The sequence below is a fragment of the Pseudomonas sp. BRG-100 genome, from assembly GCF_000737955.1.
In the GTDB taxonomy this organism is placed as follows: domain Bacteria; phylum Pseudomonadota; class Gammaproteobacteria; order Pseudomonadales; family Pseudomonadaceae; genus Aquipseudomonas; species Aquipseudomonas synxantha_A.
This window is the reverse complement of sequence record NZ_JPRX01000001.1, coordinates 4,348,925-4,361,899: the sequence shown is the minus strand read 5'-3', so window position 1 is coordinate 4,361,899 and position 12,975 is coordinate 4,348,925. Positions and strand designations below refer to the sequence as shown.

Sequence of the window (12,975 nt, the reverse complement as noted above, 5' to 3'; positions counted from 1 at the left end):
GTAATTTTCGCCCACGGACAAGCGTTGTCGCATGGAGATATGTCCAGCGCCAGCCCATGAAAATACGGGGGATGTTCTTACATGAAGATCAGGAATGCCGGAAACTCAAGCGCCGCCCTTGAGTCATAGAATGCGCATCCACTCATGCTCAGGAAACCGCCCATGATTCGCACCACACTCGTCGCCAGCGCCCTGCTTCTCTGCTTGGGTGGCACAGCGTATGCCGCCGACAATGCCGCGTTGAAAAAATGCATGGACAGCGCCAATACCACGGCAGACATGGTCAATTGCAACGCCAAACAAGCCAAGGTGCAGGACGAGCGCTTGAACCGCGCCTACAAGACCGCCCTCGCCGCCCAGGACGGCGCGCACAAGCAGCAACTGCAAGACGTGCAGCGCCTGTGGATCAAATACCGCGATGCCAACTGCGCCTTCGCCGGCAGCGCCACCGGCGGCACCATTGATCAGGTCAACGGCTCCGGCTGCGTGTTGGACATGACCCAGACCCGCGCCCAGGAGCTTGAAGACCTGGTAGGCCCCTGACTGCTGGAGCCGGTCTATTGTGGCGAGGGAGCTTGCTCCCTCGCCACAGGGGCTCACTCAGTCATGGTGAACCCTGGCGCGTTTGAGCAGCTTCTTGCAGCGCTCGGATAAATGCAGCACCCGCAGATGCTTACCGGCCTTGGCATAGCGCTCGCGCAACGTCATCAGCGCAGCGATCGCCGAATAGTCGACAACACTCAGGTGGCGGCAATCCAGCGTCACCTGGGCCGGGTCATTGGCCGGGTCGAATTGGTTCAAGAACGGCGTGGTCGAGGCGAAGAACAAGGTGCCATGCACCCGGTAAAGCTTGCTGCCGTCGGCCTCCAGATGTTCATCGGCGTACAGCTCTCGCGCCTGCTGCCAGGCAAAATTCAACGCGGCGATGACGATACCGCACAGAACCGCGGTGGCCAGATCCGTGAACACGGTGATGATCGTCACCGCCATGATCACCAGCACATCATTGAGCGGCACCTTGTTGATCACCCGCAACGAGGCCCAGGCGAAGGTCTGCTGCGACACTACAAACATCACGCCCACCAGCGCCGCCAGCGGAATACGCTCAATCAGCGGTGACAGAAACAGAATGAACAACAGGATCATCACCCCGGCAAACACCCCGGAGAAACGCCCGCGCCCACCGGAGCTGAGGTTGATCACGGTTTGCCCGATCATCGCGCAACCGCCCATGCCGCCAAACAGGCCCGAGACCATATTCGCTGCGCCCAGCGCCACGCTTTCGCGGTCGGGGTAGCCTCGGGTTTCGGTGATTTCGTCGGTGAGGTTGAGGGTCAGCAGGGTTTCCAGCAGGCCGACCATCGCCATCAGGAACGCGTAGGGCGCGATGATGCCGAGAGTGTCGAAGGTCCAGGGGATTTGCGGCAGGGCGAAGGTCGGCAAGCCACCGGCGATATGCGCCATATCGCCCAGCGTACGGGTCGGCAGACCAAGCAGGTACACCGCCAGACCAACGCCAAGGATCGCCACCAACGCGGGCGGCACAGCGCGGGTCAGGCGTGGCAGCAGGTAGACAATCGCCATGGTCACCACAACCAGGCCCGCCATCACATATAAAGGCGTGCCGCTTAGCCAGCGTTCGCCGCTCTTGAAATGTTCCAGTTGCGCCAGCGCAATGATAATCGCCAGGCCGTTGACGAAACCGAGCATCACCGAGTGCGGCACCATGCGCACCAGCTTGCCCAGGCGCAGCAGGCCGAAGGCGATCATGATCAACCCGCCCAGCAGTACTGTCGCCAGCAAGTACTCCACGCCGTGTTGCACCACCAGCGCAACAATCACCACCGCCATCGAGCCGGCTGCGCCCGAGACCATGCCCGGGCGGCCGCCGAACAAGGCAGTGAGGGTGCAGATGATAAAGGCGCCGTAGAGCCCCATCAGCGGGTTGAGGTGGGCCACCAGGGCAAAGGCGATGCATTCGGGCAGCAGCGCAAACGACGTGGTGAGGCCGGCCAGGGCGTCGGCGCGCAGACGGGTGAGGTTCATGGAGTACCGGGGAATTGCGAGGGATAAGGCGGGGAATGGTACGGAATTGCGGCGAGTGGGGCTAGCCTCCCGAACTGAGTGGCCCCAATCGGGAGCAAGCCCCCTCCCACACTTGAATGCATTCCAAAGTTGGAAATCGGTCAAATGTGGGAGGGGGCTTGCTCCCGATAGCTACACCCAGGTCTCAAGCCAACATCAGACCATCTCGTTGCGAATCCACTCCACCACCGACGTACGCTTGGGCACCCAGCCCAGCAGTTCGCGAGCGTGCTTGCCGCGTACGCGACTGTTGGAGCCCAACCCGTAGTTGGCCATTTCATAGCCCCACTCGGCTTCAGCCTCGGCCAACGGCCAATCCTGCGGTTCGCCCAGGTTCAGCGTCTGGGCAATCGCCGTAGTCATGTCGATAAACGCCGCTTCGCTGCTTTCCACAAAGTAGAAAGTACCCGGTACGTTTTTGGTCAGTGCCAGCAGATACAGGGCGACCACATCCTCAATGTGCACGTTGGACCAGATGTTCTGCCCGCTGCCCACATGGCGCACTACACCGCTCTTGCGTGCCTGCTTGAGCAAGCGTGGCAATTGCACGCTGTCACGCTTCACGCCCAGGCTGTGGCCGTAGATCAGGGTGTTGCAGATCACCGCCGAATTCACACCGTCACTGGCCGCCGCGAGGATCAGGTTGTCGATCGCCACCCGCGCGGCTTTGTCGACGGTCGGCTCAGGCAGGTTGCCTTCGAAGTAGATGACTTCACTGGCCTTGCCGCCCGACGCATCACCGACAATGCTCGACCCGCTGGTATGCAGGAACGGCTTGTTCGAGCCTTTCAAGGCGGCCAGCAAGGTTTCCACGGCGGCGCGATGGTCGCTGCTGGCAGCGTTGATCACCGCATCGGCCTTCTGTGCCTGCTCGGTCAATACGGCTGCGTCGTCGAGGGTGCCGATCACCGGCGTAATGCCCAGGGCGGTCATTTCGGCGGCTTGTTCGGCGCTGCGCACCAGGCCGGTGACGTCATGGCCAGCGTTGACCAGGCCGGTGGCGATGGAACCGCCAATAAACCCTGCTGCACCGGTAACGAATACATTCATGGAGGTTGCTCCTGACTGGGTAAGTGATGCACCCAGTATCCAGCCCCCACTGCTGTCGAATAAGCCCGTACGGCCCAATTCACTCTTGCGTGCAAGTCACGAATCAGCGCGCATACCGCGCCAGCTTGGCCTGAATGAACTCCAGGAAACACTGAATGCGCAGCGCCAATTGCGAGTTGCGATAGAACACCGCGTGGATCGGCTGGCGATAACCACTGTTGAACGCCTCCAGCATGGGCACCAGACGGCCGGCATCGATATCGTCGACCGTCATGAAATTCGACAGGCAACAAATACCCTGCCCCTGCAGCGCCAACTGGCGCACAGTTTCGCCACTGGATGCGCTGACACTGGGCTGGATCAGCCAGCGGTCACCTTCGCCATGACGCAGCGGCCAGTGGTTGAGGGTCTCGGTGTGAGTGAAGCCCAGCAAGGTGTGATCGGCCAACTCGGCAACGGTCGTCGGCGTGCCGTACTGCTCGAGGTAGTCGGGGCTGGCCAGGATATGCAGCGGCGTGCTGCCCAGGGAGCGCGCATGAAGGGTCGAGTCGGCCAGGGTGCCGATGCGAATGGCGATGTCGGTGCTTTGCTCAAGCAGGTCGATGATCAAGTCGTCGCTGTTGAGTTCCAACTGGATATCCGGGTACAAGCGGCGAAACTCGGCGATGTACGGCACGATCCCGTGCAGCATGAACGGTACTGCGGCATTGATACGCAGGCGGCCGGCCGGTTTTTTCTGGCGCGACGACAGGCGCTCTTCCAGCTCGTCCATCTGCGCCAGGATCACCTTGGCCTGCTCGAAGAAGTACTTGCCCTCTTCAGTCAGGTCCATGCGTCGCGTGGTGCGGTTGATCAGCGTGGTGTCGAGCTTGGCTTCCAGGCGCGACAGCGTGCGGCTGACCGCAGACGGCGTTTGCCCGACCTTTTCGGCGGCGGCAGAAATCGAGCCGCATTCAATCACGCTGACGAAGATCTGTAGCTCATCGGAACGGGCTTTCACGGGCGGTCCTTCATTTATCGGCTGACACAGGCACGGTCATTATTAACCAGCCAGCAACAAATGGCCTCCCAACAACGCCATGCCCGTGAAAAACCCACGCTTGAACCACAGCGCACTAATGCGTCGGCGAACCACTTGGCCCAGCCACATCCCCAGCAATGCCGGCACCAGCGCCAACACTGACGCACCGATTTCACCACCGCCCAGGGCTCCGCGCCAGGCCAGCCCGGCGGCCAGCGCCAGTGTCGACACCGTGAACGACAGCCCCAGCGCCTGCACCAACTGATCACGACTCAAGCCCAGCGCTTGCAGATACGGCACCGCAGGGATCACGAAAACACCGGTGGCCGAGGTGATGATGCCGGTGATCAGCCCACACAAGGGCCCCAGCCAGCGCTCGGTCCGGGGCGCGACCTTGAAGGTCGGCAGGAACAAGCCGCTCAACGCATATACCAGCAACGCCGCACCCAACGCGCGGACCACCCACGGCCCACCGTCCATGCCCAGCCACACGGAGCCTAGCCCGGTGCCGCAGAAAATAAGCAACAGCATCGGCCACAGGCGTTTGAGCAAGGCACTCAAATGACCGCCAAACGTCAGCTGCCAGAGATTGGTGATAGTCGAAGGAATGATCAGCAACGCCGCAGCCTGCGCCGGTAACATAGCCAGGCCGAGCATGCCCATGGCTACAGTGGGCAGGCCAAGGCCGATGATGCCTTTGACCGTACCGGCCAGCAGGAAGGTAGTGATGACCAACGCTGTCAGGGTTGGACCGAGGTTTTGGTAAAACGCTAGGAAGGTATTCATGCACCGATTGTGCAGGGCTGGAGAGAGGCTGAAAATTCGCCATATACTGAGGCAGCCTCTTGTTTTTTGTGAGGCTGATGCCGTCATCGCAGGCAAGCCAGCTCCCACACTTGAATGTATTCACAGTTCAACATGTGGGAGATGGCTTGCCTGCGATGACGCCCGCCCAGTCACCGGAAACCTGCAGCCATGCACTTTGACCTGATCGACCTGCGCCTCTATCTGCACATCCTCGACAGCGGCAATATCACTGCCGGTGCAGCCCGTAGTCATTTATCCCTGGCGGCCGCCAGCGCACGCATCCGGGCAATGGAGTCTTCACTGGGCATCGCGTTTCTTGAGCGTGGCCGCCGTGGCGTCACCCCAACGCCGGCAGGCAAAGCCCTGGCTCGGCATGCTCGCCTGCTGTTGCAACAGGCCGAACACCTGCAACAGGACCTGGCCGAATACGCCAATGGCGTCAAAGGCCAGGTACGCTTGCTGTGCAATACCACCGCCCTTAGCGAGTACCTGCCTGAATTGCTCGCACACTTTCTGTGCGAGCACCCCAATCTCGATATCGACTTGCAAGAATTGCCCAGCCTGCGCATCACCCAAGCCTTGCGCCAGGGCACCGCCGACCTGGGGATTATTTCCGATGCCGTGGACACCCACGGCTTGCAGACCCTGGCGTTTCGCGATGATCCGCTGGTGCTGATCATGCCCCTGGACCACCCGTTGACCCGCCCGAGTTTTATCGACAGCTTGCAATACGACTACGTGGGCCTGGCGGCCAACAGCGCGCTGGCGGTTTATCTGGAAGAACAGGCACTGCACACAGGCTTTCGCTTGCAGACACGCATTCGCGCCGACGGTTTTAATGGGTTGATTCGCATGGTCGCCGGCGGCGCGGGTCTGGGCATCGTGCCGCAGGCAGCCTTGGAGCGCTGGCCGTCAGAACGCCGTTTCAAGGCCCACCCCCTGCAAGAGGAGTGGGCCTGTCGCTCGTTGCTGTTATGCGCACGCTCGTTCGAGCAACTGCCGGGTTACGCCAGGGCTTTGTTCGACGCCTTGGCCCTGCCCTTGCGGAAGAACCCGTAATACACCGCCGACAGAATCAACAGGAACGGCACGCCGAATACCAAGGTCATCTTGAACGCTTCGGTGAAATAGGTGGTGATCATTACCGCCCCCATCAGCACCAACCCCAGCAGCGTACTGTAGGGAAAAAACCGCAGCTGGAACGACAACTTCGCTCCGCCATGGCGCTTGCGATAGCGGCGAAAGAACAGGTGCGTGAGGAAGATCATGAACCAGGTGAAGATCGCGCCAAACATCGAGATCGCCATCATCAGGGTGAATGAGCTTTCCGGGTACACCACATTCAGCAGGGTCGCCAGGGCAATGCCCGAGCTGGAAAGCAACAAGGCATTCAGCGGGATGCCATTCTTGCTCAAGGCGCCCATGGACTTGGGTGCAAAACCTGCGCGCGACAGGCTGAACATCATGCGCGTGGTGATGTAGAGCTGGCTGTTCATCGCCGACAGCGCTGCGATCAGAATCACGAAATTCATCACCCCGGTGGCGCCCGGAATGCCGATGGTCTGCATCACCGTCACGAACGGGCTCTGGCTCTGACCAGCCTGGTTCCACGGCACGATGGCAAGCATCAGCGCCAGGGTCAGCAGGTAGAACACCACCAGCCGCACGATGGTTGCGCGAAAGGCTTTCTTCACCGCCTGCTCCGGGTCGGCCGCTTCACCAGCGGCCACGGCGATCATCTCGACGCTGAGGTAGCTGAAGATCGACACAATCACCGCGATCCACATGCCGCTCAAACCATGGGGGAAAAAGCCGTCGTGGGCCGTGTAGTTCTGCACGCCGTACTGCGGGTTGCCAGAACCGAACACCACATACACCGCCAGGATGATGAAGCCGACAATGGCGCTGATCTTGATCGTCGAGAACCAGTATTCGAAGTTGCCGAAGGTCTTCACGCTGATCGCATTGAGCACAATCAATACACTGGAAAACGATACGATCCATACCCATTCCGGCACATTGGCGAACCAGTACTTCATATACATCGCCACCGCCGTGACCTCCGCGCCCACCGCCAGCACAATCGCCGCCCAATAGGCATACCGCACCAGGAACCCGGCCAACGGGCTGATGTAGAACTCGGCATAGGCGCCAAAGGAGCCAGAGGTGGAATGAGCCACCGTCATCTCTGCCAGGCAGCCCATCAGCAGCAAGGTGATCAAGGCGCCGATGGCATAGCTCACCAGCACGCTGGGCCCGGCATAGCCGATGGCGTAGGCGCTGCCCATGAACAGCCCGGTGCCGATGGCGCCACCGATAGCGATCATGCTCATCTGGCCGGAAGTGAGCTGGCGCCTGAGGCCCAGTTCGCGGTGGGTGATTTCTGCAAAGCCGTTGTCTGGCGTGGTCACTGGAGTGCCCCTTTATTATTGTGATGGTTGCTGCTGGCGGTGAATCCTGTGGGAGGGGGCTTGCTCCCGATAGCAGTGTGTCAGTCACTGATATGTCAACTGACACACCGCTATCGGGAGCAAGCCCCTCCCACATTGGGTCTGTGGTGCTATTAAGTAACGCTGTTTCGGACTTTGAATTGCGGCTGGTCCCAGGTGCAGTTGTCGAGAATTTCACCGAGGATTTCCACGGCGTCCCACACCTCGGTAAAGCTTGTGTACAGCGGCGTGAAACCAAAGCGCATGATCCGCGGCTCACGGTAATCGCCGATCACGCCTCGGGCGATCAGGGCCTGGATCACCGCGTAACCTTCGGGGTGTTCGAAGCTCACATGGCTGCCGCGCCGGGCGTGCTCACGCGGCGTGATCAGTTCCAGGCCATGGGCGTCGCAGCGGCTTTCGACCAACGCGATAAACAGGTCGGTCAATGCCAGGGATTTGCGGCGCAGGCTGTCCATGTCGGTCTGGGCGAAAATGTCCAGGCCGCATTCCACCATGGCCAACGAAGTGATCGGCTGGGTACCGCACAGGTAGCGCGCGATGCCGGCGCTGGGGGCGTAGCTCGATTCCATGGCGAACTGACGGGTATGCCCGAACCAGCCTGACAACGGCTGGCGCACCACATCCACCAACGCCGGGTTGACCCACACAAATGCCTGGGAGCCCGGGCCGCCATTGAGGTATTTGTAGGTGCAGCCAATGGCATAATCAGCGCCGGCCTGGTGCAGGTCCACAGGCACCGCGCCCGCTGAGTGCGCCAGGTCCCAAAGGCTCAGCGCGCCACACTCGTGGCTCAGCGCAGTCAGCGCCGCCATGTCGTACATGTAGCCAGTCTTGTAGTTGACGTGGGTGAGCATCACCACCGCCACGTCTGCGTCGATGGCCTGGGGCAGTTCGGCCGGGCTGTTGACCAGGCGCAGGGAATAGCCTTGTTGCAGCAGTTCGGCCAGGCCCTCGGCAATATACAAATCGGTGGGAAAGTTATTCGCTTCGCTGACGATCACCTTGCGCGCCGGGGAGCGTTGACGCTGCACACTCAACGCCGCGCTCAGCACCTTGAACAGGTTGATCGAAGTGGTATCGGTGACCACCACTTCGCCCTCACGCGCACCGATCAACGGTGCGAGGCGATTGCCCAGGCGCTGGGACAAATCCGCCCAGCCTGCGCTGTTCCAGCTGCGAATCAAGCCATTGCCCCACTCTTGGGCGATCACCTGCTGTGCCCGCTCCAGCGCTGCCACCGGGCGCGCGCCGAGGGAGTTGCCGTCGAGGTAGATCACGCCCTCGGGCAGGGCGAATTGGGCACGCAGGGGTGCCAAAGGGTCCTGGGTGTCGAGGGCTTGGCAATGGCTTCGAGTGGTCATGGGTCGTCCTGGTTTTTATAAGTGAGGATGGACCAAATAATGAACGAACTTTTAGAGAATTTTCGTGCAAAGTGGTGGGTAAACGGCTATTTAAGCTGTAGGAAATTCGAATTTAATCTCAAAATACGCGGATATCTTCCAAGCATGATTCTCGACGCCACCGACCTGCGCCTCCTGCATTTTCTGCAACAGGATGGCCGTATCAGCAACCAGGAACTGGCGGAAAAAGTCGCGCTGTCACCCTCTGCCTGCCTGCGCCGTTTGCGCTTGTTGGAGAGTGAAGGAATCATCAGCGGCTATCGCGCGGTATTGAATGCCGAACAGTTGGGGATCGAGCTCGAAGCCATCGTGCACCTGTCGCTGCGCCAGGATATCGAGGACTGGCATGAGACCTTTATCAAGAAGGTGCAAGGCTGGCCAGAGGTGGCGAGCGCCTATGTGATCACCGGTGCCAGCAACTATGTGCTGCGGGTGCAGGCACGCAACCTCAAGCACTTTTCGGACTTTATCGTGAACCACCTGAACCGCACGGCGGGGGTGATGGATATTCGCTCTGAAATTGTGCTGCAGAAGATCAAGGATCGGGATGAGGTGCTGGATCTGGTCCTGCGCAAGTAACCCATCACTACAGATCAAATGTGAACTAAATGTGGGAGGGGGCTTGCTCCCGATAGCGGAGGATCAGTTAGTAAATAAGTGACTGACACACTGCTATCGGGGGCAAGCCCCCTCCCACATTCTGCCCGCGCTCAGTCCTCGAGAGCCCGTGTGCGTTGCATGCGCTTTTGCTCCACCGGCGCATCAGCCACCTGCAACTCAAAGTCAAAATCAATCTGCGCAAACCGCCCTTCCACGCCAAATTCCCGCGCCAGTTGCGGATCGTCGCTGAAGCGGATCTCGGCAATCAGTTCATCGCGGGTGGCATAGGCAAAGTCATCATGCAGGTACGGGTCATCCGAGAGGTTGATCTGGGTGGTCAGGTGCCGATGCCCGGGCGCCGAGATGAAAAAGTGGATATGCGCCGGCCGTTGCCCGTGGCGCCCCAATTGATCGAGCAACTGCTGCGTCGGCCCGGTCGGCGGGCAGCCGTAGCCCGAGGGTACGATGCTGCGAAAACGGTAGTGGCCCTGGGCATCCGTCTCGATACGTCGGCGCAGGTTGAATTCAGACTGGTTCGGGTCGAACCACGAATAAGTACCGCCCGTATTGGCCTGCCACACATCGACAATCGCCCCCGCCAATGGCTTGCCCTCGGTATCGCGCACTTGCCCGCGCATGAACAACGGCACCGCGTCATCCTTGCCATCATCCAGCCGTGCCTCGTATTTGGACAGCGGCGCGCCGGCCACGTACAGCGGGCCTTCGATGGTGCGCGGTGTACCGCCGGACTTGCCCGCCTGCTCATCGGCGGCGTCCATCAACAGGTCCAGGTAATGCTCCAGGCCCAGGCCAGCGGCGAGCAGGCCGGCTTCCTGGTTTTTACCCAGATCATTGAGGTAGTTGACCGCCTTCCAGAACTCCTCGGGAGTCACTTCCAGGTCTTCGATGATGTTCACAGTGTCGCGCAGGATCCGGTAGATCAGCGCCTTGGCGCGCGGGTTGCCGGCGTCATTGAGGTTGCCGCTGGCTTCTTCGAGAAAGCGTTGGGCGTGGGCAGTCTGGGACAGGCGGATGGACATGGTGCACTCCTCATCTTGTAATTATCAGGTTGAAACCGGCTTAGCGGTCGTCCGCATGGATGGACGACGGGTGCCGGCACAGCGCATTCACTTCGATAGCCATGTAAGGAAACAATGGCAGTTGCATCAGCAGGTCATGCAGGTCCTGCACGCTGTCGACATCGAACACGCTGTAGTTGGCGTAGTGCCCGGCGATGCGCCACAGGTGGCGCCACTTGCCCTCTTGTTGCAGGCGTTGCGCCAGGGTTTTCTCTTCGGCCTTGAGGCTGTCGGCACGCTCGGGATGCATGTCGAGGGGCAGGTTCACAGTCATTTTTACGTGGAACAACATGGCAGGCGCCTCTTAGTATTTGTCACGGCTAAAGAACGCCAGACGCTCTTCATCGAGCGCCAGGCCCAGGCCCGGTGCAGTGGAAACATGCAGCTGGAAATCGCGGTACACCGGTGGCTCGGCAAGGATGTCTTCGGTGAGCAACAACGGGCCGAACAGCTCGGTGCCCCACGCCAGTGTGTTCAGCGTGAGGAAGGCATGGGCCGACGCCAGGGTGCCGATACCGCCTTCGAGCATGGTGCCGCCGTACAGGCCGATGCCTGCCGCCTCGCCGATCGCCGCCGTACGCAGCACGGCGCGGGGCCCACCGTTCTTGGCGATCTTGAGGGCAAACACCGAGGCCGCGCCTTCACGCGCCAGGTTGAACGCATCTTCGACACACTCGATAGACTCATCGGCCATGATCGGCACCGGGCTCGACAGGTTGAGCCGGGCCATACCGCCACGGTTGTTGCGTGAGATGGGTTGCTCGATAAGGTCGATACCGTTGTCGCCGAGCACCTTGCACGCCCGCAGCGCCACGGCCTCATCCCAGGCCTGGTTGACGTCGACACGCACACTGGCGCGCTCGCCCAGAGCTTTTTTGATCGCGATCACATGGGCCAGGTCGCGGCTGACTTCACCGGCGCCGATCTTCAATTTGAAGATGCGGTGACGGCGCAGGTCGAGCATTTTCTCGGCCTCGCTGATGTCCTGTTCGGTATTGCCGCTGGCCAGGGTCCAGGCCACCGGCAACGCGTCACGCACACGCCCGCCCAGCAGTTCGCTGACCGGCAGCCCCAGGCGTTTGCCGAGGGCGTCGAGCAAGGCGCTTTCGATGCCGGACTTGGCAAAGGTGTTGCCGCGAATACTGCGCTCCAGGCGCAACATGGCCGCGTTGATGTTGCTCGCATCCTGGCCGATCAGCAGCGGGGCGAAGTGGCGGTCGATGTTGACCTTGATGCTGTCGGGGCTTTCATTGCCATAGCTGAGGCCACCGATGGTGGTAGCTTCGCCGATGCCTTCAATGCCGTCGGTGCACCGCAGACGGATAATCACCAGGGTCTGGTTTTGCATGGTGTGCATCGCCAGCTTGTGCGGGCGAATGGTGGGGAGATCGACGATGAGGGTGTCGATCGACTCGATGGTGCAAATCGGCATGGCAATACCCGTTGGGTTCTTTATAGATTTGCGTCGATTCTGTTCCGCATTTTTTCGGGCTTCCAATATAGAATTGGTCTTGTGCGATACCCTCAAGGTATGAAAGGAGTCGATATGGAACTGCGTCACTTGCGCTATTTCCAGGTGCTGGGCGAGACCCTCAATTTCACCCGGGCTGCCGAACGCCTGCACATCGCCCAGCCGCCCTTGAGCCGGCAAATCCAGCAGCTGGAGGATGAACTGGGGGTGCTGCTGCTGGAGCGTAGCCGACCGTTGCGCCTGACCGAAGCCGGGCGGTTTTTCTATGAACACGCCAATGTGCTGCTCGAACAGCTGGGCACGGTTTGCGACAACACACGGCGCATTGGCCTGGGCGAAAAGACGTGGCTGGGCATCGGCTTTGCACCCTCGACCTTGTACGGCGTGCTGCCGGAACTGATTCGCAGGCTGCGCAATCACGAGGCCCTGGAGCTGGAGTTGGGCTTGTCGGAGATGACTACGCTGCAACAGGTCGAAGCGCTCAAGGCCGGGCGCATCGATGTGGGTTTCGGGCGCATTCGCATCGACGACCCGGCCATCGTCCAGCGCGTATTGGTGGAGGATCGCCTGGTGGCCGTGCTGCCCAGCGGTCACCCCTTGCTGGGTGCCCCTGCCACCCTCGCCCAGTTGGCCACCGAGCCCTTTGTGCTCTACCCAGGCAACCCGCGCCCCAGTTATGCCGACCATGTGATCGCGCTGTTCGACGCCCACGGTTTGAGCCTGAAGGTGGCGCAGTGGACCAACGAGTTGCAGACCGCCATCGGCCTGGTAGGCGCCGGTATGGGTGTAACGCTGGTACCGGCGTCGGTGCAGGTGCTGCATCGGGCGGATATTGGCTATACGCCGGTGGTGGAGGCGACTGCGACCTCGCCGATCATTCTGAGCCGACGGGTGAATGACCAGTCGCCGGGGCTGACTCATTGCCTGCAACTGGTGGAAGAGTTGATCTGAGATTCCATATGCACCACAAATCCAATGTGGGAGGGGGCTTGCTCCCGATAGCTGTGGT

At 60.7% G+C, this 12,975-nt stretch carries 13 protein-coding genes; 4 read left to right on the top strand and 9 right to left on the bottom strand.

Going from position 1 to position 12,975, the window contains the following annotated elements:
• The first annotated feature begins 162 nt into the window (after positions 1 to 162).
• Positions 163 to 543: a lysozyme inhibitor LprI family protein gene (locus JH25_RS08075; protein ID WP_032879519.1), complete on the top strand. Its 381-nt coding sequence runs from the start codon at positions 163 to 165 to the stop codon at positions 541 to 543.
• A gap of 57 nt (positions 544 to 600) precedes the next feature.
• On the opposite strand, the gene JH25_RS08080 is transcribed toward JH25_RS08075, so the two are convergent.
• From JH25_RS08080 to JH25_RS08095, 4 genes are all read right to left on the bottom strand, one after another.
• A complete protein-coding gene (locus tag JH25_RS08080; RefSeq protein WP_032879517.1) occupies positions 601 to 2,046 on the bottom strand; it encodes a SulP family inorganic anion transporter in 1,446 nt (481 codons plus the stop codon).
• A gap of 195 nt (positions 2,047 to 2,241) precedes the next feature.
• Complete coding sequence (locus JH25_RS08085; protein WP_032879516.1) at positions 2,242 to 3,135, bottom strand: NAD-dependent epimerase/dehydratase family protein; 894 nt, start codon at positions 3,133 to 3,135, stop codon at positions 2,242 to 2,244.
• Between the two features lie 103 nt (positions 3,136 to 3,238).
• Complete coding sequence (locus JH25_RS08090) at positions 3,239 to 4,135, bottom strand: LysR family transcriptional regulator (protein WP_032879515.1); 897 nt, start codon at positions 4,133 to 4,135, stop codon at positions 3,239 to 3,241.
• Positions 4,136 to 4,177: 42 nt separating this feature from the next.
• Positions 4,178 to 4,942, bottom strand: a complete 765-nt coding sequence (locus tag JH25_RS08095) for a sulfite exporter TauE/SafE family protein (RefSeq protein WP_032879514.1) — start codon at positions 4,940 to 4,942, stop codon at positions 4,178 to 4,180.
• Positions 4,943 to 5,131: 189 nt separating this feature from the next.
• Between JH25_RS08095 and JH25_RS08100 the strand changes: the two genes are divergently transcribed.
• The gene (locus JH25_RS08100) at positions 5,132 to 6,022 is read left to right on the top strand and encodes a LysR substrate-binding domain-containing protein (RefSeq protein ID WP_032879512.1); all 891 of its coding nucleotides are present in this window, start codon (positions 5,132 to 5,134) and stop codon (positions 6,020 to 6,022) included.
• Here JH25_RS08100 and JH25_RS08105 read toward each other — a convergent pair.
• Complete coding sequence (locus JH25_RS08105; RefSeq protein ID WP_032879510.1) at positions 5,968 to 7,374, bottom strand: amino acid permease; 1,407 nt, start codon at positions 7,372 to 7,374, stop codon at positions 5,968 to 5,970. The genes JH25_RS08100 and JH25_RS08105 overlap by 55 nt on opposite strands.
• 152 nt (positions 7,375 to 7,526) lie before the next feature.
• Positions 7,527 to 8,777, bottom strand: a complete 1,251-nt coding sequence (gene kynU / locus JH25_RS08110) for a kynureninase (protein WP_032879509.1) — start codon at positions 8,775 to 8,777, stop codon at positions 7,527 to 7,529.
• A 144-nt stretch (positions 8,778 to 8,921) separates the two neighbouring features.
• Between kynU and JH25_RS08115 the strand changes: the two genes are divergently transcribed.
• On the top strand, positions 8,922 to 9,395 hold the full coding sequence (locus JH25_RS08115) for an Lrp/AsnC family transcriptional regulator (RefSeq protein WP_032879507.1): 474 nt from the start codon (positions 8,922 to 8,924) through the stop codon (positions 9,393 to 9,395).
• A gap of 131 nt (positions 9,396 to 9,526) precedes the next feature.
• Here JH25_RS08115 and catA read toward each other — a convergent pair whose 3' ends face one another.
• The 3 genes from catA to JH25_RS08130 are packed head-to-tail and all read right to left on the bottom strand — an operon-like array spanning position 9,527 to position 11,927.
• A complete protein-coding gene (gene catA / locus JH25_RS08120; RefSeq protein ID WP_032879505.1) occupies positions 9,527 to 10,456 on the bottom strand; it encodes a catechol 1,2-dioxygenase in 930 nt (309 codons plus the stop codon).
• A gap of 40 nt (positions 10,457 to 10,496) precedes the next feature.
• Positions 10,497 to 10,787: a muconolactone Delta-isomerase gene (gene catC, locus JH25_RS08125; RefSeq protein ID WP_032879502.1), complete on the bottom strand. Its 291-nt coding sequence runs from the start codon at positions 10,785 to 10,787 to the stop codon at positions 10,497 to 10,499.
• Between the two features lie 12 nt (positions 10,788 to 10,799).
• Complete coding sequence (locus JH25_RS08130) at positions 10,800 to 11,927, bottom strand: muconate cycloisomerase family protein (protein WP_032879498.1); 1,128 nt, start codon at positions 11,925 to 11,927, stop codon at positions 10,800 to 10,802.
• 114 nt (positions 11,928 to 12,041) lie between these two features.
• Between JH25_RS08130 and JH25_RS08135 the strand changes: the two genes are divergently transcribed.
• On the top strand, positions 12,042 to 12,917 hold the full coding sequence (locus tag JH25_RS08135; protein ID WP_032879497.1) for a LysR family transcriptional regulator: 876 nt from the start codon (positions 12,042 to 12,044) through the stop codon (positions 12,915 to 12,917).
• Positions 12,918 to 12,975 lie beyond the last annotated feature (58 nt).

What these genes read in the sequence shown, in the direction of transcription:
- catA (WP_032879505.1), bottom strand. Translation starts at nt 10,456, where the DNA reads ATGTCCATCCGCCTGTCCCAGACTGCCCACGCCCAACGCTTTCTCGAA.
- JH25_RS08100 (WP_032879512.1), top strand. Translation starts at nt 5,132, where the DNA reads ATGCACTTTGACCTGATCGACCTGCGCCTCTATCTGCACATCCTCGAC.
- JH25_RS08095 (WP_032879514.1), bottom strand. Translation starts at nt 4,942, where the DNA reads ATGAATACCTTCCTAGCGTTTTACCAAAACCTCGGTCCAACCCTGACA.
- JH25_RS08115 (WP_032879507.1), top strand. Translation starts at nt 8,922, where the DNA reads ATGATTCTCGACGCCACCGACCTGCGCCTCCTGCATTTTCTGCAACAG.
- JH25_RS08085 (WP_032879516.1), bottom strand. Translation starts at nt 3,135, where the DNA reads ATGAATGTATTCGTTACCGGTGCAGCAGGGTTTATTGGCGGTTCCATC.
- kynU (WP_032879509.1), bottom strand. Translation starts at nt 8,777, where the DNA reads ATGACCACTCGAAGCCATTGCCAAGCCCTCGACACCCAGGACCCTTTG.
- catC (WP_032879502.1), bottom strand. Translation starts at nt 10,787, where the DNA reads ATGTTGTTCCACGTAAAAATGACTGTGAACCTGCCCCTCGACATGCAT.
- JH25_RS08075 (WP_032879519.1), top strand. Translation starts at nt 163, where the DNA reads ATGATTCGCACCACACTCGTCGCCAGCGCCCTGCTTCTCTGCTTGGGT.
- JH25_RS08080 (WP_032879517.1), bottom strand. Translation starts at nt 2,046, where the DNA reads ATGAACCTCACCCGTCTGCGCGCCGACGCCCTGGCCGGCCTCACCACG.
- JH25_RS08130 (WP_032879498.1), bottom strand. Translation starts at nt 11,927, where the DNA reads ATGCCGATTTGCACCATCGAGTCGATCGACACCCTCATCGTCGATCTC.
- JH25_RS08135 (WP_032879497.1), top strand. Translation starts at nt 12,042, where the DNA reads ATGGAACTGCGTCACTTGCGCTATTTCCAGGTGCTGGGCGAGACCCTC.